The sequence below is a fragment of the Pelomonas aquatica genome, from assembly GCF_026712205.1.
GTDB classification, from domain to species: domain Bacteria; phylum Pseudomonadota; class Gammaproteobacteria; order Burkholderiales; family Burkholderiaceae_C; genus Pelomonas; species Pelomonas aquatica.
This window is the reverse complement of the sequence record NZ_JAPPUW010000008.1, coordinates 220,742-246,662: the sequence shown is the minus strand read 5'-3', so window position 1 is coordinate 246,662 and position 25,921 is coordinate 220,742. Positions and strand designations below refer to the sequence as shown.

Genomic DNA, 25,921 nt, shown 5'->3' with positions numbered 1-25,921 from the left:
TCGGTGCTCCTGCACCATCCTCACCGCACGCTCACGCACCTCGGGCGAGAACTTGTTCGACTTGCTCATGGCTCAATCCTCTCAGAGTGTTGAGCCTCCTCGAAACCCGGGGCGATTCAACTTGCCTGACCCGGAATGGCCGACAAACAGCTGCCCTTTCTCCGGCACGTTCAAGGTGAGAAGGCCGTGATACGTGCCCCAGTCCTTGATCTGGATGCGGCTCAGTCGGAATTGCCTGCTCCACTCTTGCTCGAGGGCGGCCTGAGGCATCTCCGGAGTCGAAGTTACCGAAGGCTCCTGATCATCGGCCTCGATCTGCCGCATCACGTCGTCAATCCTGCTCATCCCTGAGATCCCGGAGCGCAGCGTTGCTGCTTCAGTCGTTCGTAGGTACGCGTGAACGCCTCGAGTTGCTCGGCTGAGACCAAGAGGGCCAGCGTCGGCGACACCTCGTAGCGATCTGCGCTTCCTGGTATGGGGCGAAGGACGCTCACCCTCTTCAGGGCCTCCACAACTGCGGAGCACTGCTTGGCAAAACGTGCCTTGTCGCTCTTAGCCGGATCCTCGTAGGCAGCAAGGTCTGCAATGAGTTCAGCACCGCCCACCACGGCGCGCTGTCCGGCGGCCGAGGAACTCGCCAGCGCCGCGCGCAGGATCAATAAACCTGCCGACTGCAAGAACGTCAGCGGCTGCCGCCGAAGCAAGATCGGGATGTCGGTCTCGCCATGCTGCGCAACCTGTCGGACGAACGCGGTCTGGTTCTCGTCGTCCACCGCCAGTTCGAGAAACAGATCGCTCAGGCGCGAGCGCAGCACGGCCTCGTCACGCTTGAGAACCCGCCACAATTTGGGCTGGCGCTCGCCATCGACGCTCGGACCGGCGAGCAGCGCAACGAGCGCGCGTCTGGTCTCACCTTTCAGCTCACCACAGTCGCCAGGGAACAGCACCCGATCGGATGCCAACGGAGAAGCGTCCAAGGTGTCCTGGGCGCCGGAGAGTTCCGAGTCAAGGACCAAGTCCCGTGTCTCGGCGAAGTCGTCTTCGTCGTCTTCCTCCGAAACCTCCGGCGCCGGCTCCGGCGGAACTTCACGCTTGCGGAGAAATAGCGGAATCTCTACCGGCGCGACGGGGTCTGGGTTCTCACTTGATGGCATCGATGCACCCTGAAGTCATGACATACCGAGCCGTCCAGGCGGCCCGCGCCGTTCCGTCCATACCGGTCCACTCCAAAAGCTCCCGCTCCGGCTCCGCCTGCCCATGCTTGACCGCCAGTTGCAGATACCCCAGGACGCTGCCGAGCCCTTGGGTCGCCGGATAGGCATTGAGGAGGTCGCCAGTTGTTGCCCGGCCGACCGCGCTCAAATACTCGCGAACGTTCGCCTTGATCGAGCGCATGTCCACCTCTGCCCGCAGCACCATGTGGCGGAGCTCTTCCGGGGACGCCAGCTCGGGCACATGGTCCTCGATTCGCGGCGCCACGGCCGCGGCCTCCGGGTCGTGGAGCACCCATTGGGACAACGAACGCACTGCGGCGCTGGTGCGATCGAAATTGAGGCCGACATCCTCGTTCGGTCGAACGCTGCCCACCAGGGCCGTAGCGGCGCGATGCGCCTGGCTGACGAGCTGCATGATCCGGCGCTGCTCCGCGTACTCGCGGCTCCGAACGTAGGCATGCAACCCCGAGACGAAGCGGCCGCGAACCTCATGGACATCGGTTGCCTGGGCCAACAGCCTCGCCTTGAGCGTCTCCAGAGACAGCCTCTCGTCGAACGAGAGCTTCGATGCGAACGGCCGGCTCGCCAAGGCACGTGAGGTCTCCTCGAAGAGGCTGACCTCCGAAGCGTCCAGCAGCAGCGTCCAGAACGCTTGAAACGCCCGGCCGGCGTCCGTCTCTCGGATGATGTCGATGCCGTCCAACAGCTGTTCAACGAGCTCGCGGCGCGAGCCTTCATGCTGAAGCAGCCGTTTGCGCAGATCCAGATGGATGATCTCGAACTGATCCCTGACACGGTCGAAATCGCCAAGTAGCTGATCGGCCTGGGCAACGATTTCCCTGGCGCGTTCAACCGCCCTGTCCTCATCGATCGATGCAATCCGTCCTGCCTCGGCCTCCTGAATCCGGTACTCGATGGCCGCCTTTTCTGCGTACAAGGAAGCTAGCCGAGCCTTCGGGTTGTCGTCCGTGAGATGGTCGAGTTCGCGCATCAAAGACCGCACAGACGCCAAGCGGCTCTCGAGCCGGACACCGCCGGCACCATCGGTCACGTTGGGGCGCCATCCGTCGACGATGCGCAACGCACTGCCCGCCGCCACGGTCAAGCTGTAGTGCTCTTCCTGAGCGCCCTGCGGGAAGTCGCGGCGCAACCATCCGTTCGACACCCAGTCCGACGCGTAGCCTTGTGCCGACTGAGTAGGCTCGACACCGGCCGATCGAAGCCCCTCAAGGACCAGATCCATCTTCGCGTGCAGAACTGCGGCGCTGAGCTGGCGACTACCGGTGGTCGGGAAGAGGCTGAGAAGGCTGGTGCAGATGAGCGGCGCGGTATCGGCGCCAAGCAGCTTCCATGCGGCAGCGTCCCTCAGTCGCTTGAGATCCTGATACTGCGCAACGGTAGATGCTTCACTCATTCTTGGCAGCTCAATCCAAACATTGAAGCGTGAATGCGGCGCGCTAAACGGGTCCCCGAATATTGGGGGCGAGATGGCTCATGGGATGAGCCATCTCGGGGGAGGGAAGCTCAAAAATGTTAAGCATCCAATGAGGGAGAACCCTTTGAATCGACCTGGCCGCGTAACGCCAGCCTGCGCGGCTCAATACTTGAGCCATCCCCATCAAATGCGCCTCCTTGAACCATGACTTCAGCCGCCCGCACGCGGCGTCAGGATGCTGGTGGGCGAGCACACCACGATCTGGCGCGCGCCTCGCGTCAGCGCAACGTAGAGGTGTTGGGCCGTCATGGCCTGGGGCTCGAGAACAACCGCGACATCAGCCTCCAACCCTTTGAGCAACAAGGTGCTGCCAACAGCCCGTCGCGCAACCGGCCGACTCATGTGACGCTGCCGCTCGCGCGCCTGGATGGCCGCAGCGTGCAAAGTGCAAGCGCCACGAGCGGCCGCCTGCATCGCGGTCTGGCAGCAGCGCAGGACTTCTGGACGGTAGACATGGGTCCCCGGCTGCCGGGCGAAGGTCTGTAACAAACCAGAGGCCTCGGCAACACTGGGAGCTCGCGCGAACGCCACGGCTGCAGCTTCGATAGGTGTCGGCGGATTGCGAGGCCTGCCGTGCTGCAGAACCTGCACACGTTGCAGTAGCGCGGCCGCACCGACTCCGGTCATCAGGCTCGCTGCGAACTCGACCACTTGCCTCAACGGGTCGGCTCCGGCGGGGTCGAATGTTCGCGCGAACTCGATGAACTCGACAAGGTCGACGCGCTCAACAACCGTCGCACCGGGCGTCTGGCTCGTCAACTGGTAGCGCCCGCGGACATTCATCGCGTCGCCGATGATGAGCACGCTGTCCTGCGCGTTGCGCCCACGTGTCCTTGCTGCGGCCCGGCGCTGCTCTTCGGCCGTCGCTGCGTCCAGCGGCACCCATTGCACTTCAGCTGGTGCTCCGTGCAGGTCCACGGACTGTCCAGCTTGAAGCTGCGCGCGGGCGTTCAGTAGCCATTGCCCCAGATCCTCGGTGCCGGCCAGCCGCCACCGCCACGGCGTCTGCAGCATGCCGACCGGAGGAAACTGCGTCTCGACATCGGCTTGCCAGTTGACCAGGCGATTGCCGCCGAACCCGAAAATCGCCTGCATAGGGTCGCCGAGCACACACGTCGGCAGGCTATCCGCGGCCCAGGCTACCAGGCGGTGTTGCGCGGCATTGCAGTCCTGGTATTCGTCGACCAAAAGCCTTGCGTACGTGGCACGCAGCGGCGCGTTGATGTGTCCGGCCTGCAGCAGGTTGGCCGCTGCTTCTCGAATCGCTGGATAGTCCTGGCCGGGATTGGCGAGTTCCAGCGTCTGGGCAGGAAGGCCACTGCGCAGCGGAAACTGCCGCGCAAGCCTCATCGCAAACCCGTCGATCGTCGAGATTCGGTAGGCCAAGCTGGGGATGGCCGCTCTGGCCATACGCGCCCGCAATGCCGCGACACCAGCATTGGTGTGAGTCAAGACCAGGATGGGCTTGCTGCCCGTGTGCGTGGCAAGCGTGTCGGCGATCAGCTGCGTCTTGCCGCAACCCGCCGGCGCAGTGACCGAACCGCGCACCACCCCGAACAGATCGAGTTCAGGCGGCATGGGTCCATGCCCACAGCCGATTCATTACGTCGACGAATCCAGGTTCCGCGTTCTGCAGTTGTGGTCCGACGATCCTGCGGCCGACATGTTGGTAGGCGGAGACGGACTTGAACCAGCCATTCTTGCTGACGCGGGCCGCGCGCCCCAGAAGCTCGCGCGTCGGCGCTGCATAGACACCCTGCGCCGCCCGTTCGCCCTCGATGGCTTCGAGGGTCCGCTGTCCCTCGGACTTTGACCGAATGTGCTCGGCCACGCCGTCGCGGCCGATGCGTTCGATGGCGTAGTGCAGCAGAGAATCGATCGCGGCGTCCGACATGCTGATGAACAGCTCGTCCTCCAATGCGCGACCCGTTCGCCACATGAGCAGGACTACACCCTCGGCGGCAAGCGTCGCAAGGAGCGCCGGCGTGGGCGCCTTGTCTGCATCGATGAACGCAGCCACGTCGTAGCCCAGTCGGCGCATGACGAGCGCCTTCTCCAGACACAGGTCGGGCGTGCTGCCGCCCGCGTTGACGTACGCACCGCCGAGCGCGAAGAACGAGGTCTGGTTGTGATCCTCCACGCCATACTGGTCGATGCCCCGCGCCAGTCCGATTTCACTGGCCCCCTCGCAGACCAGGATGGACTTCGCCAGGAAGGCTTCCGGGTCCGCGCGTAGGATGCCTTGGACCTGATCGGTCACGCCCGCTGGTCGGACTACATGGCGCTCACCTTCGCGCCTCACGATGAACAGCTGATTCCCGGAAAGCTCGCGCAGCGAAACGGGCGAGTGCGTGGTCATGAATACCTGAAGGGGCAGGTTCGCGTCCTTGGCCCCCAAGGAATCCAGCAAGCGCTTGAGCCGGTGAGGCTCCAGTCCGAATTCGACCTCGTCCACGAGTGCGATGGTGGCCGCCTGAGCGGCCTCGCGTTGCAGCCCGGCCATGAGCAATCGTGCCGAGCCTGTCCCGAGCGAGCGCAGCGGGATGCCGGCCTGGCTGTGCAACGCGATCGCACCATCGCCAATAGAGACCGCATGCGCGTCCAACATGGCCTGGGCCTGGCCCACCGGCACACCCAATGCAGTGGCGGTGCGCGTCACGACCTGAAGAGTCTCCGCAAACTGCGCACCGGCCTGGTTGCCGAACCCTGTCCTCGCGTCCCGAGCTGCACGAGCCAACTCGGCGCCCAGATCGGGGCGTTCGTCAGTCAACCTATTGAGCACAGAGCTACGGCTCCAGGACAAATGAGTGCTCGCGTAGTTGCCGATGCGAGCGGGAGCCAGCGCTGCGCGATGCTTCCAGGCGAGACCGCGTTCCAGCCCTTGCTCTTGCGCCCTCTCCGAGTACAGCTGCCACGACGGCTCCAGGTCCGCGCCTACCTCGAGGCGCAGCGTCAACGCGGTCTCAATGTCGGCTCTGGGCTCGGGCTCGATCTGCCCGGTCGCAGCGTCATGCCCCCGCAGAAACTCGCCGTAGGCCTCAAGGCTCAACAACTCGTCCGACAGGCCGCCCAGGGTCACTGTGATGACGATGGGCTCGGTGACGGCAAGCCCATAGAAGTCCGTGTCAGCGATGCCAACGCTGCGCCGCGCACCCAGGCATAAGTCGATGGCGTCCAGGATAGTCGACTTGCCACTGTCGCCCGGACCGATTAGGCAGTTGATGCCCGCCGAAGGCGCCCAATCGAGCGACTTAATCGAGCGAAAGTTGCGGATTTCCAGCCGACGGATGCGCGCCATGCTCCTCCCCAGATTCCTGGTCGTTTTCGCACAGTATGCGACCTCTGAGCCGGAGAGGAGCGTTCAGAAAGCCGGCGAACGTACGGCACAGGCCGCCGCCGTTGCTGGCTGATCACACGCACGCCGTCTGGCCGCAGTACCGGGGTCCCGACAAACCCACCCTAACTTGCCGTCCGCCGATAATTGCATGACCTGAAGACAGGCCGGAGGGGCCTGCTTCGGCAAGGGAAATCAATAACTAGGAATTATGAGCAGCAGCGCGGGTCCTGATTTCGTCAACCGCGGGGAAGAACTCCGGCTCCTCGTTGAGGCCTTGCGGCGCGTTCAAAATCCGGCGCCCGCGTTGCTTATCCTTTGCGGACCAACGGGGCGCGGCAAGTCTCGGCTAACCGATCAGTTGGTCGTCACCTGTGGCACCGAGTTGCCGCACCTGCTGTTTTGCATGGTGGAGCCCGAGATTCAGGTTCATGCAGACACCCATCGCCTGCATAACGGCTACTTCATCCAGCGCTGCGCTGAGCAACTCTCGCGGATGGCCGGAACCACGGGCGCACCATGGGGCACGCTGGCCGCATTCCTGGAGAGCCGGCGCTGGCGCACGGTCAAGGCCAAGAAGAAGGAAGACTGGATCTCCGACGCGCCTGGCTTCAAGAGTGCGTACAAGATCGCGCTTGACTACGTGAATCGCGCCTTCTCCGTTGGAACCTATGCGCCTATGCGGCTTCTCGCGTCGGACAGCAAGGAGGCGGTGGCCATCTGCGGCGAGTATGTCGACGCCGTGTTGGCCGACCATCGCGTTGTGCTGCTGGTCCGCGAGGCACAGCATTGCGACACGCAGAGCATGCGCACGCTGGTGCAGTGGAGCCAAGAGAATGCCGATCTCGACATCATCCTCGAGTACACGACCGAGACCGGAAGCGAGCTGGATCCCGCGCACCGCAAGCTGCTGATGCGGGCATCCTCCACGCGTCGAAACGTCCGTTTGGTGGAAGTGCATCCCTTGCATAACCGGCACCTCGAACAGGTGATCCGTTCGTGCGTCGACGCCACCTTCTTGATGACGCCTGAGGCCTACGGCCGCTGGGACGGAAACCTGCACTCGGTGGTCGAACTTCAGTTCCACGTCAGCATCGGCCAGCGCGTAGTAAACCCCTTGCAGATCGAGCAGGCCCTGGGCAGTCTGCCTTCGATCCTGTCCACTCACCTGGGGAACCTGCCGTCACAGCATCGGCTGCTGCTCGCCATCTGTCTGGCGCATGTGGAGTCGATCTCGGAAGACATGATCGTGCAGGCAGCCCAGGCAGTCCTGCCGGCAACCTCACCAGCGCAGGTCCAGAAGGCGTTGCGCGAGCTAGCCGAGACTCATCGCTTCTTGGAGCCCCACGACGGGTTCTATCGAATCCATGTCGAGGCGCTCATTGAGGCTTTGCACCAGCTGCCTGGATTCCCCGCGCTCCTGGCCGCAGCGGAGCGTGCCCTTCGAGACCTTTACTGCCGGCAGGTGTTTGACGCGGACTGGTCCCTCTCCGGACTCTCCCTCGCAGTCCGTCAGGTGTTTCGCCTGTGCGCCAGAACGCAGGACGCCGTGGGAATGCGTCGAGCCGCCGACGTACTCTCTGGTGAGATCGAGCGGGCGCAGGATCCGTCCCTCTACGCTGAGATCGTGGCATCGTCGATATCGGCCAATTCGTCGCTCTACGGCGCCGAGCAGGACCGACTGCTGTACTGGGCAGCCTCGCTGGCCTACGACGTCGGCAACTTCGAGCTCGCCGAGCGTCTGCTGGCGATGCTCTCCAAGCCGGATCAGGCGAGCGATGTAATGCGTGCTTGCGCCTTGCAGGAATGCGGTCGCCATGACGAGGCCTTGCAGATCGCCGCGCGGCTCCGGGAAAGTACGGCATCGAACGATGTCCGGCTTGCCGCGGCGCTGGTGGAAGCCCTTGTCGTTGGCTGTCGAGGCGAGTGTGACGCGGCGCGAGCTCTGCTGGCCGCCGCGATCGCAGAACCCGCCTACGAGCAAAGTCCTCTGCTGGGCTTCGCGCACCGGTTCTACGAGATCACAGAAGACAACGAAGGCAGCATCAAGAGAATCCAAGCCAGCATCGCCTGGTTCACCCGGTTCGGCATGGATAAGTCGTGCGCGTCGTCGCAAGCCGCGGCTGCAGTCCTGCTTGCGCGGACCGGCGATCTCGAAGGAGCACGGGCCATGATCGATGCCGCCGGTGAGATCCTGGCCAAACAGGTTCGCGGACGCCACCTGCTGCTCAACAACATTGCTGCCGTGGAGTTGCTTTCGCCCAGCCCGGACTATCCCCGCTGCGTCGAGGTTCTCGCAGAGGCCCTCCGCTACGTGCGAGACGACTACAGCGAGGTCACTGTGTTGACCAACCTCGCGATCGCACACTGCGGTGCCGGGCAAAGCGCGGCAGCGATCGACTGCGTCGATGCTGCATTACGCATCTTCGATGATCACGGGTTTGCTAGCGTCGATGTGTACTGGCAGGTCTGCTTCAACGCAGCGCAGGTGCTCGCCGCGCTCGGGTATGGAGATCGATCCCTCCAAACACTACGCTGGCCCGAGAGCCGAGCGCCGTTCCCGCTACAGAACAGGGCGTATTGGGAGTACCGCTTCGGCAGGACCACCGAGCTGCCGGACTCTTGGCACCACCTCGCCACCCGCGAATTCCATCCGCTGTATCTCAGTCTCTGGCTGATCGATCTCGAGGGGATCAACCAGCTGAGGCCAACACCGCCGCAATGACGCTGGAGTAGTCCCAACCTTTCTCGGTGAACCCGCGGGCAAACTGGCCTCGCGGCGCGATCCAGGCATCCGGCGTCAGTTCGAGGAAATGGAATCGACCGTTGGCCAGGCGTCCATCGACGCGGCAGTATCCGAACGGTCCGTAGGCTGACAGGAAGGCATCAAGCGCCCGGCGATCTTCGTCCGAGAGCTCTGCGTCGATGTTTCGGACTGTGCGTCCCACGGTGGGCGTCAGCTTCTCGTTGGCATCGAACAGGCGGGTTTGGAAGTGATCTGGATCCCCATCAATCGCCACTTCGCTGTAGGCCCAGGCATCAGGCCCTGCGTGTTCTATCCTGGCGTAGGCGACTTCTCTGCCTGGCACGAACTCTTCGATGATCACGGGCTGCGCGAAGGTGTCCAGCAGCTCCTGCGCCAAGCTAGCGGCGACCTCTTGATCTGCAGCGATGTTGCGCTGGGTTATGCCGATCGAACTGCCTTCAAGCATCGGCTTGACGACGACAGGAAAGTTGAGGCCACCGATGTACGGGAGGTCCGCGGGCGTGCGCACAACGCGCCATGCCGGCGTCAAGAGCTGACAGTCAACCGCCAGCCGCTTCGACACCTCTTTGTCCTGCGCAATGATCCGGCCGTAGGTGTCAGGTCCGATGAAGCGCAAGTTGAAGCACTCACAGACCGCGGGTACCAGCGCCATGCGGTTGCGGGAGTCCTGGCCGCCATAGATTGACAGGACGATGTCGTCTCGGTGCTCTTGGGCATTCTCTGCCAAGGCCGCAGGCTCCGAGTAGCAGGTGACCTCGATACCCAACGATCTGATGGCCCCGATCAACGCTTGCAGCGTGACCGAGTCTGTCATCTCGAGGTCGCGCCGCAGGTGCACTGGCGCTGCGGAGTTCTCCTCATCCCAAGCGTCCGCGATGAGCACCACAGCGCGGAACGAAAAGCCAGAAGCAGGCATCGATAATTCCTAGTTATCGAAACCGCCCCTGCTTGACCCGCTCCAGCGCGGCGCGCAGCCCTTGATCAGACACGTGCGTGTAGATCTCGGTAGTGGAGATGCTGTGGTGACCAAGCAGCTTCTGAACAAACCGGATGTCCAAGCCCGACTCCAGCCAAGAGGTTGCGCAGGTGTGACGGAGCATGTGCGGCGTGACATGCCGGGCAAGTCCTGCCGAAACGGCCAGCTCACGAAGCTCGCGCCGAACCCCTGCCGTCGTCAGCGGTGCGCCCACCGCTGAAAGGAAGAGCTCTTCGTGGCGCGTTACGATGCTCGAGCGCCGCGCAATGTAGCGGCTGATCGCCCGCAAAAGCGCTGGCTTGTATAGGTAGACCAGCCTCTGACGGTTGCCCTTGCCGTGGATCACGATGACCTTGTCGGCAAGGGAGACATCCTGGCATGCAATCGACACGAGTTCACCCACGCGTATGCCGGTTTCAAGCATGAGCTGGACAGCCACGGATCGCCGCATCCTGTCGAAGTCAGTACCGGCGGCGGCCGGATCGACCGCTCTCCTCAAGCGGCGGGAATCATCTCGATCGAGCGCTCTGGGAAGTCTGCGCGGCAACCGGATCTTCTCGTTCAGTGCATCGAACGGATTCACCTTGAGCCGCCCTTCGTGGAGCGCCCATTTGACGAGCAGCTTGATCGTCGCGAGTCTGCGCTTGATCGTGCTTTCCTTGAGCTCGCGCACCGAGCGCAGATCGAAGATGTAAGCACGCAACTGCTCTGCCTGCACGGACGCGATCGACTTCCTTGGACCGACGAACGCCACGCAATCGGCCAGGTCGCTGCGGTAGGCTCGCAGCGTGTACTCAGACAAGGTGACAGCAGACTGACAATGAAGCAGGAACCGCCGGCTCGCTTCTTTCAGGTTCATCGAACCCCCAACGATGTTGAAAGGATCGAGTGTCGTGGCGGCTTGGCGTCAGGTCTTGCCCTCACTCAACGCGGCCACATGACCGCGGCGACTATCGTCGCGGGGGCTCGACGGAGCATTGAGCGGCAGGTTGCATTTTCTCCACCGCGAGCCCCACCTGGCCGCGCGCATCGACGAAACGCTCGATGGCGCTTGCCAATCTCTCGTCGGATCTTTCTCCGGAGCTCGCAAGCGCCAGCGCCATAAGGCGCCAAGTGGGCCACAGCGCCGACCGGCCGCTGAGTGATCCAGCAGGAGCAGGACCCTCGACATGCTGGAGCTGGCTATCCACACGACCTTCAGCCCGTGCCTTTATGCGCCAGAGAACCTCGGGACGACGGTGGCTCCCTCGAACCGCTTGCCGGGACGCCTCTGCCTCAACGCCAAGCTCGCGCAACTTTCCGGCAAATGTCTCACGCCACCGATGCAGATCTGCCTTCCTTGGGTTCAACCGCCTGCCGTCCCGCGCTTCCGCGCGCACGCTGATATGGGCATGAGGATTGGCCTGATGGTCGTGCAGCACCATCACGTACTTGTGGCCCGCCAGCTCGAATCGAGCGAACTCGCGGGCCGCCCGCTGCACGGCCAGTGGGTCCGTCCCGCGGGGCATCGACAGCATGATGTTGAACGCCTCTCGCTGTCCACCATCTGCGGCCTCCTCTGGGATCAGGCCACCGCTGAACCGCCAGTCGTCGGCCAGGGCACGCACTGCATGGGCGCCATTGAAAGTCTCGCCACGGTCGTCTTCGATGTCGAGGCGGCCGTTCCTGCTGACGTAGCGGAAGTGCGCGGCGATAGCCCGCATGCCGCGACCTCCGCCAGTGACCTTCACCATCACCTGCGGCGCGCGTCGAACCACCGTGGCCTCGATTCGGCGGCGGATCACGGCCGCATGCCGGCGAAGCGCGTCACCGGTCAATTTCGGTGGCGGACTTCCCTTGACCACGCGATTGCCTGGGTAAAAGAGTCGGTCGCCCCAGGTGACCAACATGCCATCAATGTTCACGCCTTTTCCCATCGTCTGCTCCGTTGAGGCCGTGTCGTTCGCCCGGCAACATCAGATCCGCGTCCTGGTCGCAGATCCGCCAGCGCCTGTGCAGCCAGTCGCAGATGCTTTCGAACGTCGTCGCTGAGCCTGTCGAGCAGTTCCCGGTACATCAGGGCCTGCTGTACGTCTCCAGCGCGGAGAAACGTCGTTAGCTGGTAAACATTGCGGCTGAGCGTTGACAGCTCGGCACATGACGCGGTGAGCGCCGCGATGTATTCGGGCCTGCCCCCCGTCAACAGCACCGGCACGCGATCGACTAGACCGGCCAGGTAGGCCCCCCTCGACAGCCCGGCCGCGCGCGCGCCGGCGCCCAGTCGCTCGGCTTCACCTCGAGGCATACGGATCGATAGCTTGGTCCAGGCCCCATCGTCCGTAGCGCCGCTCGCGTCGTCCGGAAGGGGGCTCACCCCCTCGGCTTCCAGGCCGAGCTCGCGCGCAACGGCCGCGCGCACGACGGTCGACACAGAGGCGCGCCGCTGCGCCGCGCACGTCACCAGCGAGGCCTTCAGGCCGCGCATATCGACGGTGACGAAGTCATGCGGAGAGGTGTGCATAAGCCGACGCAAAGGAGGCCGCGGAGCGCTTGTGAAATCGGCGGCAGGCCGCCTATCTCTGCACTCACATCTGAACCAAGTATTGGTCCGGAAACCAGGCCCGGACCGTGGTGATTCGGTCCCGAATCACGAGCGTCGGCCGGCGTTTTCCGCGCCTAGCCTTCGAGCAGATGACCAAAAACCGCCTGAGACCGCGCAGTCAGCGCGCAGAAAGCGCCCGAGACCGCCTAACAGGTGACCAAAGACCGCCCAGAAAGCGCCCAACGCCCGCTCAACCAACGCCCAACGATCGCCATGTCCACCAAGCTCGACCCCGCCGAACCGCCAGGCAGACGCACTCGCAAGGCGCGGGGCTATTCCACCGAGATCCGGCAGCTCAGAGCACGTGGCTACACGTTCGAGGCGATCCGCGCCGCCCTCGCCGCAGTCGGCGTGGACGTCAGCAACCGAACGGTTCAGCGCGAAGCCGGCAAGCTGCGTGACGTCCATGCCCGCGAAACGGATGCCGCCGGCGCAACGCAAGAGGTGGGCCGGTCCTGTCGCAGACCGTACGGCACGGATGTCGCCGCCCGGGCCGAGCTGTCGCAGTCGCCCTCCCCTCAGCCCGCCGAGCATCGCAGAGGCAAGGACGTCGCAGAAGAATTTCGACGCTCGCAGTGCGTCAACCCGCTTATTCGAGTCAAGGAGCAATCATGAAAGTCGCAGTGATCAACTTCTCCGGCAACGTCGGCAAGACGACGATCGCCCGCCACCTTCTGCTGCCGCGCATGCCGGGCGCCGAGCTGGTCTCCATCGAAAGCGCCAATTCCGGCTCCGAGCAGGGCCCTGCCTTGCGTGGCTGGCAGTTTGCTGAGTTGCAGGAGTACCTGCAGACCGTCAGCAGCGCCGTGGTGGACATCGGTGCCAGCAACATCGAGGACATGCTGGACCTGATGCAGCAGTACAGCGGCAGTCACAAGGATTTCGACTGCTTCATCGTCCCCACGGTGCCCGCCGTGAAGCAGCAACAGGACACCATCGCCACGCTGGTGGACCTCGCACAGCTAGGCGTGAAGCCTGAGCGGCTGAAGGTCTTGTTCAACATGATCCACCGGGGGACGACGGTTGACCAGGCCTTCTATCTCCTGCTGGCCTTCTTGGCCGACCACCCCATCGCCACGGCCGATACCGCCTGCAGGCTGCGAGAAAACGAGATCTACGCGCGTTTGCGCAGGACGAAGTTGAGCCTGTCGGAGCTGGCATCGGACATGACGGACTACAAGGCCCTCATCGCGAAGGCGCCGGATACGCCGACGAAGATCGACCTGGCGCAACAGCTCGCCACCCAGCGTCTGGCCTGCGGTGTTCTCCCCGAGCTGGACAGCTGCTTCACAGCGCTCCACCTCGCCGCCGAGCCCTCGGTACTCCCCCGAGCCGCAAAGAAGGCATGAACGACGAACCGCCAGCCTCGGCACGGGATGCCCTGATCGCAGAGGCGCTGGGCGAGGTCGCGTCGCTGCTTGACCGCGTCGACGCACTGGTCGCGGCATTGGACCGCGTCGCATCGGCACTGAACGAGGCGGGCGCGAGCGTCGAGGCGAAGGCTGCAGCGTTCGATGCGAGCACCGCAGCCCTGGTGGATGCGTCCAAGCGCCACTTGGTCAGCCACGTCGCGACGAAGACGCAGGAGACGATCAGGTCAGCAGGCGAAGCCCAGATGCTGGCCATCCGCGAAGAGCTACGTGCTTTGATTCAAAGCGAGACCACCGCTCCACCGCGGCATGGCAGTCAAACCGAAGTCGCACAGCGGGGCGCCAACTGGAACTGGGCGACGCACGTCGCCACGGCCATCTGCGCGTCGTTGATCACGGGTGTCCTGGTGGCCTACTTGCAGTCGAGCTGAGCTGCCGCGCACTCAGGCGACGGTCACGTCGATCCGCTGACCGATCTCGTAAGCGAGCCGCACCGCCGCCTTGGTCCCAAAGTCAGCCCGCCCCATCGCGACATAGCGATTGGCAACACGGAGCGTGAGGAGGACCTGCTCCTTGGCGTCCGTCACCTCGCTGGGCACGCGTTCCAGCGCGATGGTCATCCGCAGTACCTTGATGGTGCGATCGATCTCATGCAGGTGCTGCAACAGCTGCCGCTGCCATGGTTTGGACGGCGGAAGTGACTTGAGCACTGCCTCCACGATCGCGTGCAGATCACCGGTGGCCTTCGCTGCGGCCTCTCGGCGATCGTCTTCCTGTTCCAGTCCTTCTTGCATATCGCTCACAGGATACGGCGCGGCCCTGGTGCCGCTCTTACTAGCAATCCCCAACGGCTGGGCGGCCAAGTGACACCGGACCCGACGCCAGGTCCGGTGCCTCACGCTCAAGCCTTGAGCTTGCGCATCTCCTCGGCCAGCATCCACACGGCGCGGTTCAGGCTGACGCCGCGGTCGATGCTGTTGACCGGACGCGTGTGCATGCGATGTCCCTGAACGCTGCGGCCGCGCTGGCCACCGCGGATCACATTCTCCTGCACCCGTTGAAACGTCGACCACAGGCTGTTGCCCGCATCTTCGACGCGGCGATGCTCGATGAGCTGCTGTGCCGTGATCGGCGCGGGCCGCTGCACACCGGTTGCCTCGTCGATCCGCTCGCCGAAACGCAGAGCGAGCGCCGCGGTAGCAAACGCTACCTGTTCAGGCAGCTCCAGCTGAAGCGCCTTCATCGCGTCGGCGTGCGCATCGACTGTCTCGAAGTCCTCCAGCACCCGGAACGCGCCCTCGATCACGTCGCGTTGAACGTCGCCTCGGTGCGGGACGCGAATGTCGTCCACGATGTCGCCGACCACCAGCCCGTTGCTGCAGACGAACCGGAACACGCCTGCCAGCATCTGGTACGAGCTGGCGCCGTCGTGGCTGTTGATGAGGATGATCTCGTTGGCCTCAGGCCGGGCCTTCACCTGCCCCGCGTGGCGCATGCGCACCATGTGCTTGGTGAACTCAGCCTTGCCCGGGACGCGGCTGACGCCCTGCACCACGGCATAGGGCTCAAACCCTTCCTTGCGCAAGCCACGCAGCACATCGATGGTCGGGATGTAGGTGTACCGGTCGGACCGGCTCACATGCTTGCCGAGCGCGAAGATGGACGGCGCCACGGCGCGCATCTGGTCCTCGTCCAGCGGCTGCTCACGGCGCAGCTCGCGCACGGTGCGTTGGTCGAAACGGGTAGCGAGTGGTGAATGCATGATGGACTCCTTCGATCGTTGAACAGGGTTCGAAGGGCAGGCACGCCGTGCCCGCCCGCAGGGGTCAGGCACCGACGTGCTCCGGCGCAGGTTGCGCGCTGCCTGCACGCACGGCATGCCTCCTGGCTGCCGTTTCGGCCTGGGTATCCAGGTAGTCGATCTCGTCGGCGATGAAATCCCACCCGTAGACGGTCTCCTCGTTCCTCAGGTAGTTGTTGTGGCTCATGCGTCCGATGACGTTCACGTGCGACCCGCGGGTCAGGTAGGCCGCGGCGTCCTCGGCCTGCTTGCCCCACAGCGTCCACGTGATCGCCGTGGCCTGGACCTCGCGCGAGTCGCTGGACCCCCGATGCGAATTGCTGATGGCGACGAAGGTGCCCTTCGTGATGGGGCCACTCCGGCCTGCGACCTGCTCGCACTTCACGTTGCCCGCCAGATGGGCGCTTCGCTGGATGACTTGAATGTTGGCCATGGCCAATCTCCTTGCATGAACGACCACCCGGACTCCGTCTTGGGTTCCTGAAAAGTGATCCTTCAGCTTGGACCCTTCGCTCCCGCCCACGGGCGGGCGGGGGGTGGGCATGGCCCCTTCCCCGGGGAAGGGGTTGGGGATGGGGATCTGTCTTCATCGCAGCCGAAGCCGTGCGCCGGTTTCCCGGCCCACCGCTGTTGAGATCCCCGCGCAAGTCCCCCTCACCCAGGGACGGGGGTTGTGCGGGGATCGCGGTGGGACGACCGGCGCACCGGTTGCCACCACGACGCCGCAGCGCCGCGGCCGATGTGCCAGCCCGCCTGGCGCAGCGGTTGCAGCGAAGGCGTCGGACATCCACGAGCAGCGGCAGCCCCGCGACCGGCATGACACCGAGCGCAGCGAATGGCGCGACGGTCGAGACGCTGCGAGCACTTCAGCGCGGCCCGGCTTCGGGGATGGCGGGTGCGCGGGATGGCGATCTGGCCGGACCGGCGCGAAGCGCAGCCGATCAGGACCGGCCTGTTCGCCAAGCGGGCTCGTTCGCGCCTGGCGCGAACGAACTCAGCCAGCAGTCCCGCGCACGGGAGGACCGCGCGGCGGCTGCGCACGCGCAGCCGTCACCGCCACGCATCGCTCGCCGACGGTTGGCACCGGCCCTCCCTCGGTGTCAGAACTTCTGCCATCGCTGCGCGACACCTGGCCCCGACTAGCAGGGCTGCGCACAGCACTGCCCCGCCCGAGCAACGACCTAAGCAGCCGCGTGCCACCCTTCCTCGTACGCCTCCACGAGCGCGGCATGAACGCTCGCCACGCCGCAGTCCCGAAAGTCCAGGTGATCCCGCCCGCGCGTCTTCAGTGTCGGAAATCCCAACTGCCTGCGCGCGATCAGCGCGATCGTGGCCTCCATCTGCGGCAATGTCAGCGCCGGCAGCCCATCGCCGGGAACCGAGCGCACGGCTTGCCGCCGAGGCGCCGCCGCGTCGTCCGCCGCCGCTTCCGCCTCCACCTCACGCAAGCGAATCGCCAGATAGCGCGCCTCCACGTTCGGCGAGAGGTCGCCGGCGGCCACGGCCGACAGCACCTCGTCGTCGAACGCACTCACCAGCGGATGACGTCGCAGTTGCTCTATGCGAGCCGCAAGCGCCCAGTCCGCGCGCACAAGCGCGGCCATGCCGGCCGAATCGCCCCGCGCAAATCCCATCATCAGGTCGTGCAGCCGCTCCCGCAGGTCGGCCAGTTGGTCGTCGGAGAAGTTGGACATGGCAGACCTCCTCACGCGGCCAGGCGAAGCGCCGCCGCGACATCGCCTTCGAAGCCCAGGCTGCACAGCAGCAGCCGACGCACGCGCGCCAGGCGCGCCACCGCCGTCGCATGCATGTGCTCTTCCAGCTCGCACCCGATGCCATGGCGGCCGCACAGGCACGCGGCGACCAACGTCGACGCGCTGCCGGCGAACGGATCCAGCACCACACCGCCGAACGGACAGAAGCTCTCGATCAGCGGCGTGAGCACCGCCAGCGGCTTCTGCGTCGGGTGGAACTCGTTGTGGCTGTACGCCCAGTCGATGACGTCACCGATCAGGTGCTCCGGCGGCCGTGGCGAGCCCTTCGCCAGCACGTAGGCGTTCTCATGCTGATACCGCACCAATCCGCTGGACGACGTGTAGCGCTTCGGGAACGTCAGGTGCCCGACCAGCCGAAAGCCGGCCGACCGCCACGCGCTGACGAACTCGTCCACCTTGGTCCAGCCGTAGAAGCTCACGCACAGCGTGTCCCGCTTCAACAGTCGGTGCACCTCGGCAAAAGCCGGCGTGAGCCAATGGCCCACCCGGTCCCCCGCGAGCGTTCGGCCCGAACGGTCGCGGTAGTTCACCAGGTAGGGGGGATCGGTCAGGCAGAAATCAACCGACTCCGCGGGTACGCCCGCGAACACCGCCCGGCAGTCGCCGAGCAGCACGGAGTCCAGGGGAAGGTCAGCATGAATGGCAGACATGGCATCGCTCCATCAAGGCTGGCGACAGGAGCCCGAAGACCCACTGCCCTGCGCCGATGCCAGGTGATGGGACAGCGCATGCCCGGAGCTGCCGCCGGCGATGGCCAGGGCGCCAAGGTGACCGTGGAATAAACAGCGCCCGCCTAGCGGCCCGGCTCGGACGGCTTGCCGCCTAGCCCCGACGCTCGGACGGGCGCGGCTTTATGCCGCGAAAGCACCTTGCGAAGCGCGCTGGGGACAGGCCACCGGCCTGCCGCGGCCCCAGGGCCGCCCCGGAGAGAGCGCCCCAGGCGCTCTCTCGCGCGCTGTACCAGGACAGCGCCGGCGGAAGATCCGGGCATGCGCTCCATGCCCGCGGCGAGAAAGCCGTGAAGACCCGCGGCGCGCAGGACCGCTCCCAACCCCACGCGACAGCGTCTGATCCGGCGGCCCGGCTTCGGGCGTGGCGGGTGCGCAGGGTGGCGATCTGGCGGGACCGGCAAGGCGCAGCCGATCCGGGACCGCCTGTTCGCCAAGCGGGCCGTTCACGCGTAGCGTGAAGGAACCTGGCCCGCGATCCCCGCGCACGGGAGGGCCGCCCCCCGCACCGGCCAGGCGCGTTGACCCTCCTGCTTCCCGCGGCCCGCCTGCGGCGTGGCGTATGCCGGCAATGCCTCGCAGGCCGCAGGCCCAGAAGGCAGCGCCGGCACGGGAACGGGCCGCGAGCCGCCCGGCTACCGCCGGGCGGCGAAAAACAAGCGCCAAGCAACACCTGAAGCGCCACCTCAAGCGGGCAGACGCAGGAGCCCCTGCCCTGTCCCGTTCAACTCGCACTACGCAGCAGTTCGGGCAGCCAGCGCTTGCCAGCCAGCGCCGCCTGCGCACGGCTCACCGCATCGGCCTTCTTGAGCTTCTCGACCTCGCTACCGACCTCCGCCTCAACGGCCTCGATGAGCGCCTGCGCGATCTGCGACTTGGGCACCCGGCCCAGGTAGGTGTCCCCCGTCGCCTCCCACCAGTCGGCCATGTCGAGGCCCGCAGCGCCGGCCAGCGCCGGGGCCGGCTTCGCATGCGCAGTGCCATGCAGGACGTATGTCGCAAGCGCGGCTCAGGGCACCAGCAGGCCCTGCAGCGTCTCCACGGACTGGGCCAGCAGGTACCCCGTCGAGAAAGGGACGGCTCCGGGGCAGGCCCCCACCCAACCGGAACCGAGAGCAGGGCCGAGGCGCTCCCCCCACCGCCCCCGGTAGCGCGCAGCGGTGCTGATCAGCACCGAAGGCGCCTGCGAGAGGGAGCGAAAGGGCTGCGCAGCAGTCCTTGCACCGCGAGGATGAGCGCCATGCGCGGACCCGCCAGCGCCCGGTCTGAGCGCACCGCGGTCCGACTCGCCGGATGGCCCTGGGTCAAGACGTCGAGATGACGGCTCGCGAATGCGGCCATCGCCTCAGGTCATTTGTGACTTCAGGTCACCAGTTTCAACGCCGGCCGCCGTGGCGTATCGCGTCGGGGCGGATCGAATCCAACCAGGTCGCTCAACAGGTCAACGCCGATGTGCATCGCCTTGGCGATGTCCTCCGCGAACATCCCTTTACGGGAAGCAAGAACATCGAACGACCGTCGCAGCAGTTCGGGCTGTTCAGCAGGAATCAGCGAGTCCTCGCGCTCTCCATTGGCCTCACCGCTGCGCCTAAGCATGATCGCGCCAGTCTTGTACTGATCGTCGGAGATCAAATCCAGCTGCCGCGCTCGATACAACAGAGCGGCCTTGCTGACCTTCCAGGTCATCTTGAACTCGCGAAGTCCTACCCAGTCAAGACGTGATCCGCGAGGACGAGGGAAGAGCTTGGCCATCATCGAGCGCGGTACGAGCAAGGCTCCGGCAAAACGGTTCGCCTCGGATTCAGTGATCCGATCACCCGTGATGCGGCCGCTATGGAGGACGAAATGCCCAAGCTCGTGCGACACGTCAAAACGCTGTCGGCACGTGCTCAGCTTGGCCTCATTGCGGACGATGATCGGGCGGTGAGCGGCAACCGACAGCGCGTCGATCTCCGTGGAGACACCCTGGAAGTGCGTCACCAGCGCACCGACGTTCTCTGCCAGCCGCGTTGTGTGTTCAATAGGCCCTAGTCCCAGTTCCCAAGCCTGGCGACAGCGTTCGGCTGCACGCTCGATGTCATCCACTGACGCGGCCTCTGCGATGGGCACGTTCACTTTCGGCAGCGACAACAGACTGTCGAAATAGATCACCAGCCGCCCGAACAACTCAGCTCGCGCCAACGCCACCTGCTTGACCATGGCCCGGGTTGTGAAGAGCTTTCGAAAGTGAAACTGTTCCTCGGCGAGATCCAGCCGCGGAAGCTGGAAGAACTCCGGCTCGACGCGCAACGCGTGTGCGAGCTTGTCGGTCATATCGGTTGTGGGTGCCCCCTGCCCGGTCTCCAGCTTGTGCAGGTACTGACGGGTGCATGCCACTTGCTCGGCCACTTCTTCGAGCGCCCAGCCATGAAAAACGCGGGCCAGTCGAAGCTGGCCCCCGTTGAAACCTTGATCCATGAATTCAGTCCGAACTGCCAGTCTTGCGTTCTTGTTGTTCGTCGGCCTCGGCATCCTCGAGCAACTCCACGGCGGCCGGTGGAATGTTGACCGTTGGCGGCACATCGGAATCGATCGAATGAAGCATCGGCGTCGACGGGCGGTAGGTCCACAGCGAGACCTTCTCGTGGAAGATGTTGTACCCCACGAAGTGCACCTGGTCCTCGTCTTCGCCGGTCAGCGCGCGTTCCACCACGAAGCGCCACATGACCGGCGCACCCGCCTCGTCTTCAAACAGGCAGTCGGTGGCGTTGCGCTTGAAGAAGCCGGCCTTCTCGGGCGCGTTCGGGTCGTCGCGGAAGTAGCGTACCGGCACGCGGCCGATGTTGATGGTGACATCCATGCCGGCGTGGGCCAGCGTCAGCCAGTCGTACCTGCGGGACAACGCCTTGGCAGTGAGCATGTTCTTGCAGCGACCGAAGACCGCAGATTCACGGGTGAAGTTGTCGTCATAAGGTGAGTCCAGCAACCCGATCGTCGCGTAGCGGACGTTAAGCAGTTCCTCGGCAAGCAGACGCAGGCGGTCGTCGGTGAGCTCGGCGTAGAAGTGCGCGGGATGGAAGACGGACATGACGTTCCTTGCAAATCCTGTGTTTTGTCAACCGAAGTATTTTGCAAATTTGACGATCTGTCAACCACACCCAGCGAAGGGCGCCGTTCGTACCTCGCTTGCGGGCGATGTGCTCATCCTGCTCAGCCAGGGCGACAGCATGGAACTCAAAGTCCACGTTCGCGCTACTGAACTGGTCGGGCGTTGGGGCGGCAAGGGTTCCTTGGGGTGTTCCCAGAGACGTCCGCTGCGGGCGCTGCCGTCGTGCTCGAACGTTTGCGAGCAAGACCGGCCGGCGCGCCGTTGAACGCCCAAAGAAGGGTGACCTTCAGTGCCGGCGTCGCCAGTACAGAGGAGATTGGTGGCTTTGTGACAGTCAACGCGCTCATCGCCCGTGCTGACGCCCGGTTGTACCTCGCCAATGTTCCGCGCGACGCCGTCGTTGTGTCCGATGTCCCCATCGCAACCGACGCCTAGTTTTGTTGCTGGCGCGGGATCAAGTCGCCTTCGGCAGCCGTGCCATTCCATCGCCGTAGCACGCGTTGGAAGAACAAGCTGTTGGGCAACTGCAGGCTGGTGCCGTTCTGCGCATCACCGCTCTCGAGGAGGGTCGTGTAGACGAGGTTGATGTCCATGACCCGCCCCTTCATCCCTGGCTTGTCGCCCGCTTCAAGCAGTTCCACGACATCGCCGATCCGGAAGCTGCGGGTGATGTAGATCAGCAGCGTGCAGAACAAGTTGGACAGCACGCTCCAGGCAGCGAAGAACGCTACTGCGCCCACAGTTGCGAATCCCGTGAACGCTGTCCACAGGATGGCACCGGACACGCCCATTCGCTCCAGCGCCCAGAGCGCGGCTCCACCGTAGATCACCGCCCCCATCACGCGCAGAAACAACGACGCGACGTTGACCGGCAGGCCGTACGTGCCCGTGATCCGTCGGATCACCTTGCGTACCAGCCGCATCAGCAGCCAAGAGATCAGACCGATCAAGACGACCTCGACCGCTGGAACCAGGATGTCGAGCCAGTCAGCGGCCCAGACCGGAAGCCAGTCGTGAAGGAATTGGATGAGCTTTCTCATGAGCGCGGCACTAGTATTGGATGAGGAGGAATGCGACCAGGAGCTAGTGTCTCGTGGTGATCGTTGCCCCTGGGCGAAGGCCCGCCATCGCTGCTCACCAAACGCTCAGCCTCTCAAGGTCTGGGCCGCCTCGTGGGCCATTGCATCATCAAGTGCCGACTTCACTGACCGAGCCCAGCGGGCTCCACCTCGCAAGACGTCAAGATCGCGCGAACGGACCTTCGCGAAGAACATGGACTCCTCCAGTCCGTGGGCTGCGAGGACTTGTCTGATTCGCAATGCCCGGTGACGCAAGTCGAAGTCCTGCGACGAGGCCCCCCGCACACCACCGGCGGTGATCTGCGCCACAACACCACGCAACCCTTCCAGAGCCGAATGGCTAGTGGCTGGCACAGCTCGCGGGGACGACAAGCGCGCCTGTCGAATGAAGGGGTTGCGCCCAACCACCAGTCCCCAGGGCCGCATGCCGGTGGGCAGATCCACCGTCATCGCTTCCAGCTTGGTCAGGCCAAAGTCCCGAGCGACACGCAGCCGGATAGCCAGCACGGGGCTCGTGCGTTGGATCTCGATCAACGCGCGCGCGGCGTCGTCCTCTGCACCCAGCACCGGAAGGACAAAAGTCCGCATCAGCTTGTATGCATGCTCGTCGCCAGTCTGAGCAGCGAGGAACAGCCAATGCATGCCCTGCTCTACTTCGCGCAGCGTTCCCGACGCTCTCAGGATGGTGGCGCCCAAGCGTCTCTGCGCCGACACCACGCCGGCTGCCGCCGCCTTCTCAAGGCAGAACCTCGCCATTGAGGGGTTGGCCACCGAGCCGTTGTGGTTCGAGTGGATTTCGTAGAGGCGCGTCCACGCTTCGCCATGGCCGCTATCTGCCGCACGCATCAACAACGCTGATGCCTTGCGGAAGTTCTGCATCGGAACCAGCGCCTGCCAATGCAGGTTCCCCACGTCACTGCCGCTCAAGGCCTGGCCCAGCATCAACGCAGCGGCGCCGTTTCCCCGCGAGACGCAGTCCTCCAACAGCCCCTCAAAGGAACGACGGTCAATGTTGATGGTTTCGGAGGGCAGCGAGCTGGCGTAGCTCAAGGCCTCGAACACCTTGTCGGCCAGGACGGGGTCCGGCGTGCCGTCATCTTCGACGCAGAGCGACAGCGCCCGAAAAAGCAGCTTTGCGTCCCGACGCATCAGCGCGCGATCCATGGCCAATCCAACCAGTTCCGCCCAACCGAGACACGGCAGTTCCTTGAGCGCCCGCAGGCGCTCTACCGGTGTGCCGACCGCTTGGTCCTCAGGCGACTGGGCCAGCACCCTCACGGAAGCATCGTCACCAGCTTCCGCTGCACGTCGGAACCATCGGCTCGAATCGGCGTCATCAGCCGCAGCCAGCGAACTCCAGACCGCCATCTTCAACTGTGCCGACACGCGGCCTGCATGTGCCGCCTGCCGAAGCGTCGGAACACGACCGTGCGAGGCGATCTCGTAGAGGTTCATAGACTCGACGATGAGCCGCTGAACCTCGGCAGCCCGATGGGATTCGGCCCGCTGCAGGTATTCCAGTCCAACCGTCACATGACGGGGGAACCCACTCGCGCCCTCCAGGTACTTCCTGCCCGCCTCAAGACATGCGGCGATGTCTCCGCGTCGCGCCCTGGCGATCAGTTGAACATCGGGTTTTCGCATCTCGCGCCTTCCTCACACTGGCGCATCGCCATGGCCTTTCGTCGATATCTATTGAGGCGTCGAAGGCGCCCCATCCGGATCGAAGCCTAGTGACCGTGGCATGACAGCGGCCAGTCCATCGCATTACCGTTTTGTAAGGTGTCGCGCTGCAAAAACCACATTCATCAAAGGTGTTATCTGCGTGTGAACTGAAGCTTCCTCTGGCAGTTCCAGCGGCAGTGTCGAATCGGCGGCACGAACACCAACGCTTTGGTGCACCCCGCGCGCGCATGCCCCATCGCAATTGGTCAAAAGCATGGATTTCCCTAGGCACGGTCCCTAGCCTTCGTGTCGCTTGAGGCAAATCACTCGCTCTTGCATCGACCACTGAATAGGAGAAGTACATGAAGAAGCCAGCCCTTTTGGCCTTGGCATGCAGCGCAATCGCGGGTTCCGCGTTCGCGCAGACCTCGTCGGTAACCCTGTACGGCGTCGCGGACGCCGCGGTCCGTCAGGTGAAGAACGGCAGCGCCGGCACGGTCAGGGGCGTCGCCTCGGGCGCGAACACGACCAGCCGCCTGGGCGTCCGCGGCGTCGAGCAGTTGGGTGGCGGCCTGTCTGCCGGCTTCAACCTCGAATCGGGCATCGAGCTGGACACCGGCTCGGCCAATGCCAGCAAGTTCTGGAACCGTCGCTCGACGGTCAGCCTGATGGGTGACTTCGGTGAAGTTCGCCTCGGCCGCGACACCACACCAACCTACAACAATGCGCTGAACGATGAGTTCGGCATCGTCGGCGTCGGCTCGCGTGGCGTGTTCGTCTACGGCTCCAGCGCTGTGCTGGGCAGCGGCGCGACCACCGCGCAGCGGACCGACAACGGCGTCAGCTACTTCCTGCCCAAGAACCTCGGCGGCTGGTTCGGCCAGGTGCACGTTGCGGCAGGCGAAGGCGTCGCCGGCAACAAGTACACCGGTGGCCGCCTGGGCTATGAGAACAGCCAGTTCCTGGTGGGTGGTGCCATCGGCCAGACTGACGTCGGCAGCGGCCAACCCAAGTTCAAGAACTACAACCTGCTGTTCAACTACAAGTCGCCCTGGGGCACGCTGCACACCCTGTTGGACGTGAAGAAGTGGGGCCAGCGCAAGGCGCAGGAACTGTCGGTTGGCGCCACGGTGCCGGTGACCCAGGCCGGCTCGATCCGCGTCGGCTACACCAACGTCAACCGCGCGGGCGGTGCAGCTGGCTCCGGGTACGCGGACGCCGACGACAGCACGCGCTTCGCGCTGGGCTACGTGCACGACCTGTCCAAGCGGACGGCGCTTTACGGCACCTACGCCAACATCAGCAACAAGGGCGCGGCCCGCAGCTCCGTCCTCTACACGACGCCGACCGGCATGCGCGGCGGTGAGAGCTCGTCCGGCATGGAAGTCGGCATGCGCCACAGCTTCTGATCGATCTCGGCAACTGCCAGGGGCGCGCTGACGCGCGCCCCTCCTTGATGGAGGATCCTGATGTCCGACGCACTTCGACCCATCACGCCGGTTGCCGCCACAGCCTCTGCCGGTGAGGACGACTGGCGGGCGACGGCACTGCGGTTCAGGGGGCAGCGCCAGGTCCTGATCGCAAGCAACATTGCGAATGCCGACACGCCGCACTTCAAGGCACGCGACATGAGTTTCTCGGCCGCGCTGGAAGACGCTGCGCGCTCGCGTCCTGCGACGTCAATCGCCACGACGTCGCCTCAGCATCTGACGCCGACGCTCGCGGCGCCACGAAGCACCGTGGAGTTCGCTCAGTTCGCCAGGCCCGCGCAGGACAACCTGGATGGCAACACCGTCGACATCGAGCAGGAACAGGCCTCCTTCGCACAGAACGCAATCCTCCATCAGCTCGCGATTGCGTCGCTGGACGACGAGGTGAAGGAGTTCCGGCAAGCCAGCGCCGCTCCCACTCGCTGACGCGCCCAACGCGTCATTCCCCAGAGGCTCAGGGGCAGCAGCCCCGCCTCGCATTTTCCGTTTCGCTCTTTCAACAACCAAGACGGTCAAGCCATCGCCAGACCGCGTGGGCCGCGCATCGCCGCCCGAAAT

25 protein-coding genes are annotated in these 25,921 nt (G+C 64.7%); 6 read left to right on the top strand and 19 right to left on the bottom strand.

Features of this window, described 5'->3' with window-relative positions:
• Positions 1-81 precede the first annotated feature (81 nt).
• The 5 genes from NYP07_RS11010 to NYP07_RS10990 all read right to left on the bottom strand — a co-directional run bounded on the left by NYP07_RS11010 (position 82) and on the right by NYP07_RS10990 (position 6,007).
• Entirely contained in the window at positions 82-345 is a 264-nt protein-coding gene (locus NYP07_RS11010; protein ID WP_268150302.1) for an ATP-binding protein, read from the bottom strand.
• Positions 342-1,154 (bottom strand): DUF4194 domain-containing protein, encoded by an 813-nt coding sequence (locus tag NYP07_RS11005; protein ID WP_268150300.1) that lies wholly within the window; start codon positions 1,152-1,154, stop codon positions 342-344. The genes NYP07_RS11010 and NYP07_RS11005 overlap by 4 nt, the downstream gene beginning before the upstream one ends.
• Complete coding sequence (locus NYP07_RS11000) at positions 1,141-2,628, bottom strand: DUF3375 domain-containing protein (protein WP_268150298.1); 1,488 nt, start codon at positions 2,626-2,628, stop codon at positions 1,141-1,143. The genes NYP07_RS11005 and NYP07_RS11000 overlap by 14 nt, the downstream gene beginning before the upstream one ends.
• 231 nt (positions 2,629-2,859) lie before the next feature.
• Positions 2,860-4,287, bottom strand: a complete 1,428-nt coding sequence (locus NYP07_RS10995; protein WP_268150296.1) for a UvrD-helicase domain-containing protein — start codon at positions 4,285-4,287, stop codon at positions 2,860-2,862.
• Positions 4,277-6,007, bottom strand: coding sequence for an ATP-dependent nuclease (locus tag NYP07_RS10990; RefSeq protein ID WP_268150294.1), 1,731 nt, complete (start codon positions 6,005-6,007; stop codon positions 4,277-4,279). Before NYP07_RS10990 ends, NYP07_RS10995 begins: the two co-directional genes overlap by 11 nt.
• Positions 6,008-6,254: 247 nt before the next feature.
• Between NYP07_RS10990 and NYP07_RS10985 the strand changes: the two genes are divergently transcribed.
• Positions 6,255-8,768 carry a hypothetical protein gene (locus NYP07_RS10985; RefSeq protein WP_268150292.1) on the top strand — a complete coding sequence of 838 codons (2,514 nt, stop codon included), beginning with the start codon at positions 6,255-6,257 and terminating at the stop codon, positions 8,766-8,768.
• Here the strand turns inward: NYP07_RS10985 and NYP07_RS10980 are convergent.
• From NYP07_RS10980 to NYP07_RS10965, 4 genes are all read right to left on the bottom strand, one after another.
• Positions 8,737-9,726, bottom strand: coding sequence for a D-alanine--D-alanine ligase family protein (locus NYP07_RS10980; RefSeq protein WP_268150290.1), 990 nt, complete (start codon positions 9,724-9,726; stop codon positions 8,737-8,739). The genes NYP07_RS10985 and NYP07_RS10980 overlap by 32 nt on opposite strands.
• 13 nt (positions 9,727-9,739) lie before the next feature.
• On the bottom strand, positions 9,740-10,645 hold the full coding sequence (locus NYP07_RS10975) for a tyrosine-type recombinase/integrase (RefSeq protein ID WP_268150288.1): 906 nt from the start codon (positions 10,643-10,645) through the stop codon (positions 9,740-9,742).
• Positions 10,646-10,736: 91 nt separating this feature from the next.
• Positions 10,737-11,702: a relaxase/mobilization nuclease domain-containing protein gene (locus NYP07_RS10970; RefSeq protein WP_268150286.1), complete on the bottom strand. Its 966-nt coding sequence runs from the start codon at positions 11,700-11,702 to the stop codon at positions 10,737-10,739.
• Entirely contained in the window at positions 11,687-12,286 is a 600-nt protein-coding gene (locus NYP07_RS10965; protein WP_268150284.1) for a hypothetical protein, read from the bottom strand. The genes NYP07_RS10970 and NYP07_RS10965 overlap by 16 nt, the downstream gene beginning before the upstream one ends.
• Positions 12,287-12,580: 294 nt before the next feature.
• On the opposite strand from NYP07_RS10965, the gene NYP07_RS10960 reads away from it, so the two are divergent.
• From NYP07_RS10960 to NYP07_RS10950, 3 genes are read left to right on the top strand one after another with little or no spacing between them, the layout of a single operon-like run.
• Positions 12,581-12,982 carry a hypothetical protein gene (locus tag NYP07_RS10960; RefSeq protein ID WP_268150282.1) on the top strand — a complete coding sequence of 134 codons (402 nt, stop codon included), beginning with the start codon at positions 12,581-12,583 and terminating at the stop codon, positions 12,980-12,982.
• Positions 12,979-13,716 (top strand): StbB family protein, encoded by a 738-nt coding sequence (stbB, locus tag NYP07_RS10955; RefSeq protein WP_268150280.1) that lies wholly within the window; start codon positions 12,979-12,981, stop codon positions 13,714-13,716. Before NYP07_RS10960 ends, stbB begins: the two co-directional genes overlap by 4 nt.
• A complete protein-coding gene (locus NYP07_RS10950; RefSeq protein ID WP_268150278.1) occupies positions 13,713-14,168 on the top strand; it encodes a hypothetical protein in 456 nt (151 codons plus the stop codon). The genes stbB and NYP07_RS10950 overlap by 4 nt, the downstream gene beginning before the upstream one ends.
• 12 nt (positions 14,169-14,180) lie before the next feature.
• On the opposite strand, the gene NYP07_RS10945 is transcribed toward NYP07_RS10950, so the two are convergent.
• The 10 genes from NYP07_RS10945 to NYP07_RS10900 all read right to left on the bottom strand — a co-directional run bounded on the left by NYP07_RS10945 (position 14,181) and on the right by NYP07_RS10900 (position 23,852).
• The gene (locus NYP07_RS10945) at positions 14,181-14,531 is read right to left on the bottom strand and encodes a hypothetical protein (protein WP_268150276.1); all 351 of its coding nucleotides are present in this window, start codon (positions 14,529-14,531) and stop codon (positions 14,181-14,183) included.
• A gap of 107 nt (positions 14,532-14,638) precedes the next feature.
• Positions 14,639-15,499 carry a DUF932 domain-containing protein gene (locus NYP07_RS10940; RefSeq protein WP_268150274.1) on the bottom strand — a complete coding sequence of 287 codons (861 nt, stop codon included), beginning with the start codon at positions 15,497-15,499 and terminating at the stop codon, positions 14,639-14,641.
• 64 nt (positions 15,500-15,563) lie between these two features.
• On the bottom strand, positions 15,564-15,971 hold the full coding sequence (locus tag NYP07_RS10935) for a single-stranded DNA-binding protein (RefSeq protein WP_268150272.1): 408 nt from the start codon (positions 15,969-15,971) through the stop codon (positions 15,564-15,566).
• Positions 15,972-16,719: 748 nt separating this feature from the next.
• Positions 16,720-17,232, bottom strand: coding sequence for a DUF6900 domain-containing protein (locus NYP07_RS10930; RefSeq protein WP_268150270.1), 513 nt, complete (start codon positions 17,230-17,232; stop codon positions 16,720-16,722).
• Between the two features lie 11 nt (positions 17,233-17,243).
• Positions 17,244-17,963: a DNA methyltransferase gene (locus NYP07_RS10925; protein ID WP_268150268.1), complete on the bottom strand. Its 720-nt coding sequence runs from the start codon at positions 17,961-17,963 to the stop codon at positions 17,244-17,246.
• Positions 17,964-18,765: 802 nt separating this feature from the next.
• Positions 18,766-18,969, bottom strand: a complete 204-nt coding sequence (locus tag NYP07_RS10920) for a hypothetical protein (protein WP_268150266.1) — start codon at positions 18,967-18,969, stop codon at positions 18,766-18,768.
• A 434-nt stretch (positions 18,970-19,403) separates the two neighbouring features.
• Complete coding sequence (locus NYP07_RS10915) at positions 19,404-20,498, bottom strand: helix-turn-helix domain-containing protein (RefSeq protein ID WP_268150264.1); 1,095 nt, start codon at positions 20,496-20,498, stop codon at positions 19,404-19,406.
• Between the two features lie 4 nt (positions 20,499-20,502).
• A complete protein-coding gene (locus NYP07_RS10910) occupies positions 20,503-21,108 on the bottom strand; it encodes a hypothetical protein (protein WP_268150262.1) in 606 nt (201 codons plus the stop codon).
• Between the two features lie 452 nt (positions 21,109-21,560).
• The gene (locus tag NYP07_RS10905) at positions 21,561-22,169 is read right to left on the bottom strand and encodes a mechanosensitive ion channel family protein (protein WP_268150260.1); all 609 of its coding nucleotides are present in this window, start codon (positions 22,167-22,169) and stop codon (positions 21,561-21,563) included.
• A gap of 105 nt (positions 22,170-22,274) precedes the next feature.
• Positions 22,275-23,852: a tetratricopeptide repeat protein gene (locus tag NYP07_RS10900; protein WP_268150258.1), complete on the bottom strand. Its 1,578-nt coding sequence runs from the start codon at positions 23,850-23,852 to the stop codon at positions 22,275-22,277.
• Positions 23,853-24,235: 383 nt separating this feature from the next.
• Here NYP07_RS10900 and NYP07_RS10895 point away from each other — a divergent pair, with 383 nt between their 5' ends.
• Complete coding sequence (locus NYP07_RS10895) at positions 24,236-25,282, top strand: porin (protein ID WP_268150256.1); 1,047 nt, start codon at positions 24,236-24,238, stop codon at positions 25,280-25,282.
• Positions 25,283-25,342: 60 nt separating this feature from the next.
• Positions 25,343-25,789, top strand: coding sequence for a flagellar basal body rod protein FlgB (flgB, locus tag NYP07_RS10890; RefSeq protein ID WP_268150254.1), 447 nt, complete (start codon positions 25,343-25,345; stop codon positions 25,787-25,789).
• Positions 25,790-25,921: the final 132 nt, after the last annotated feature.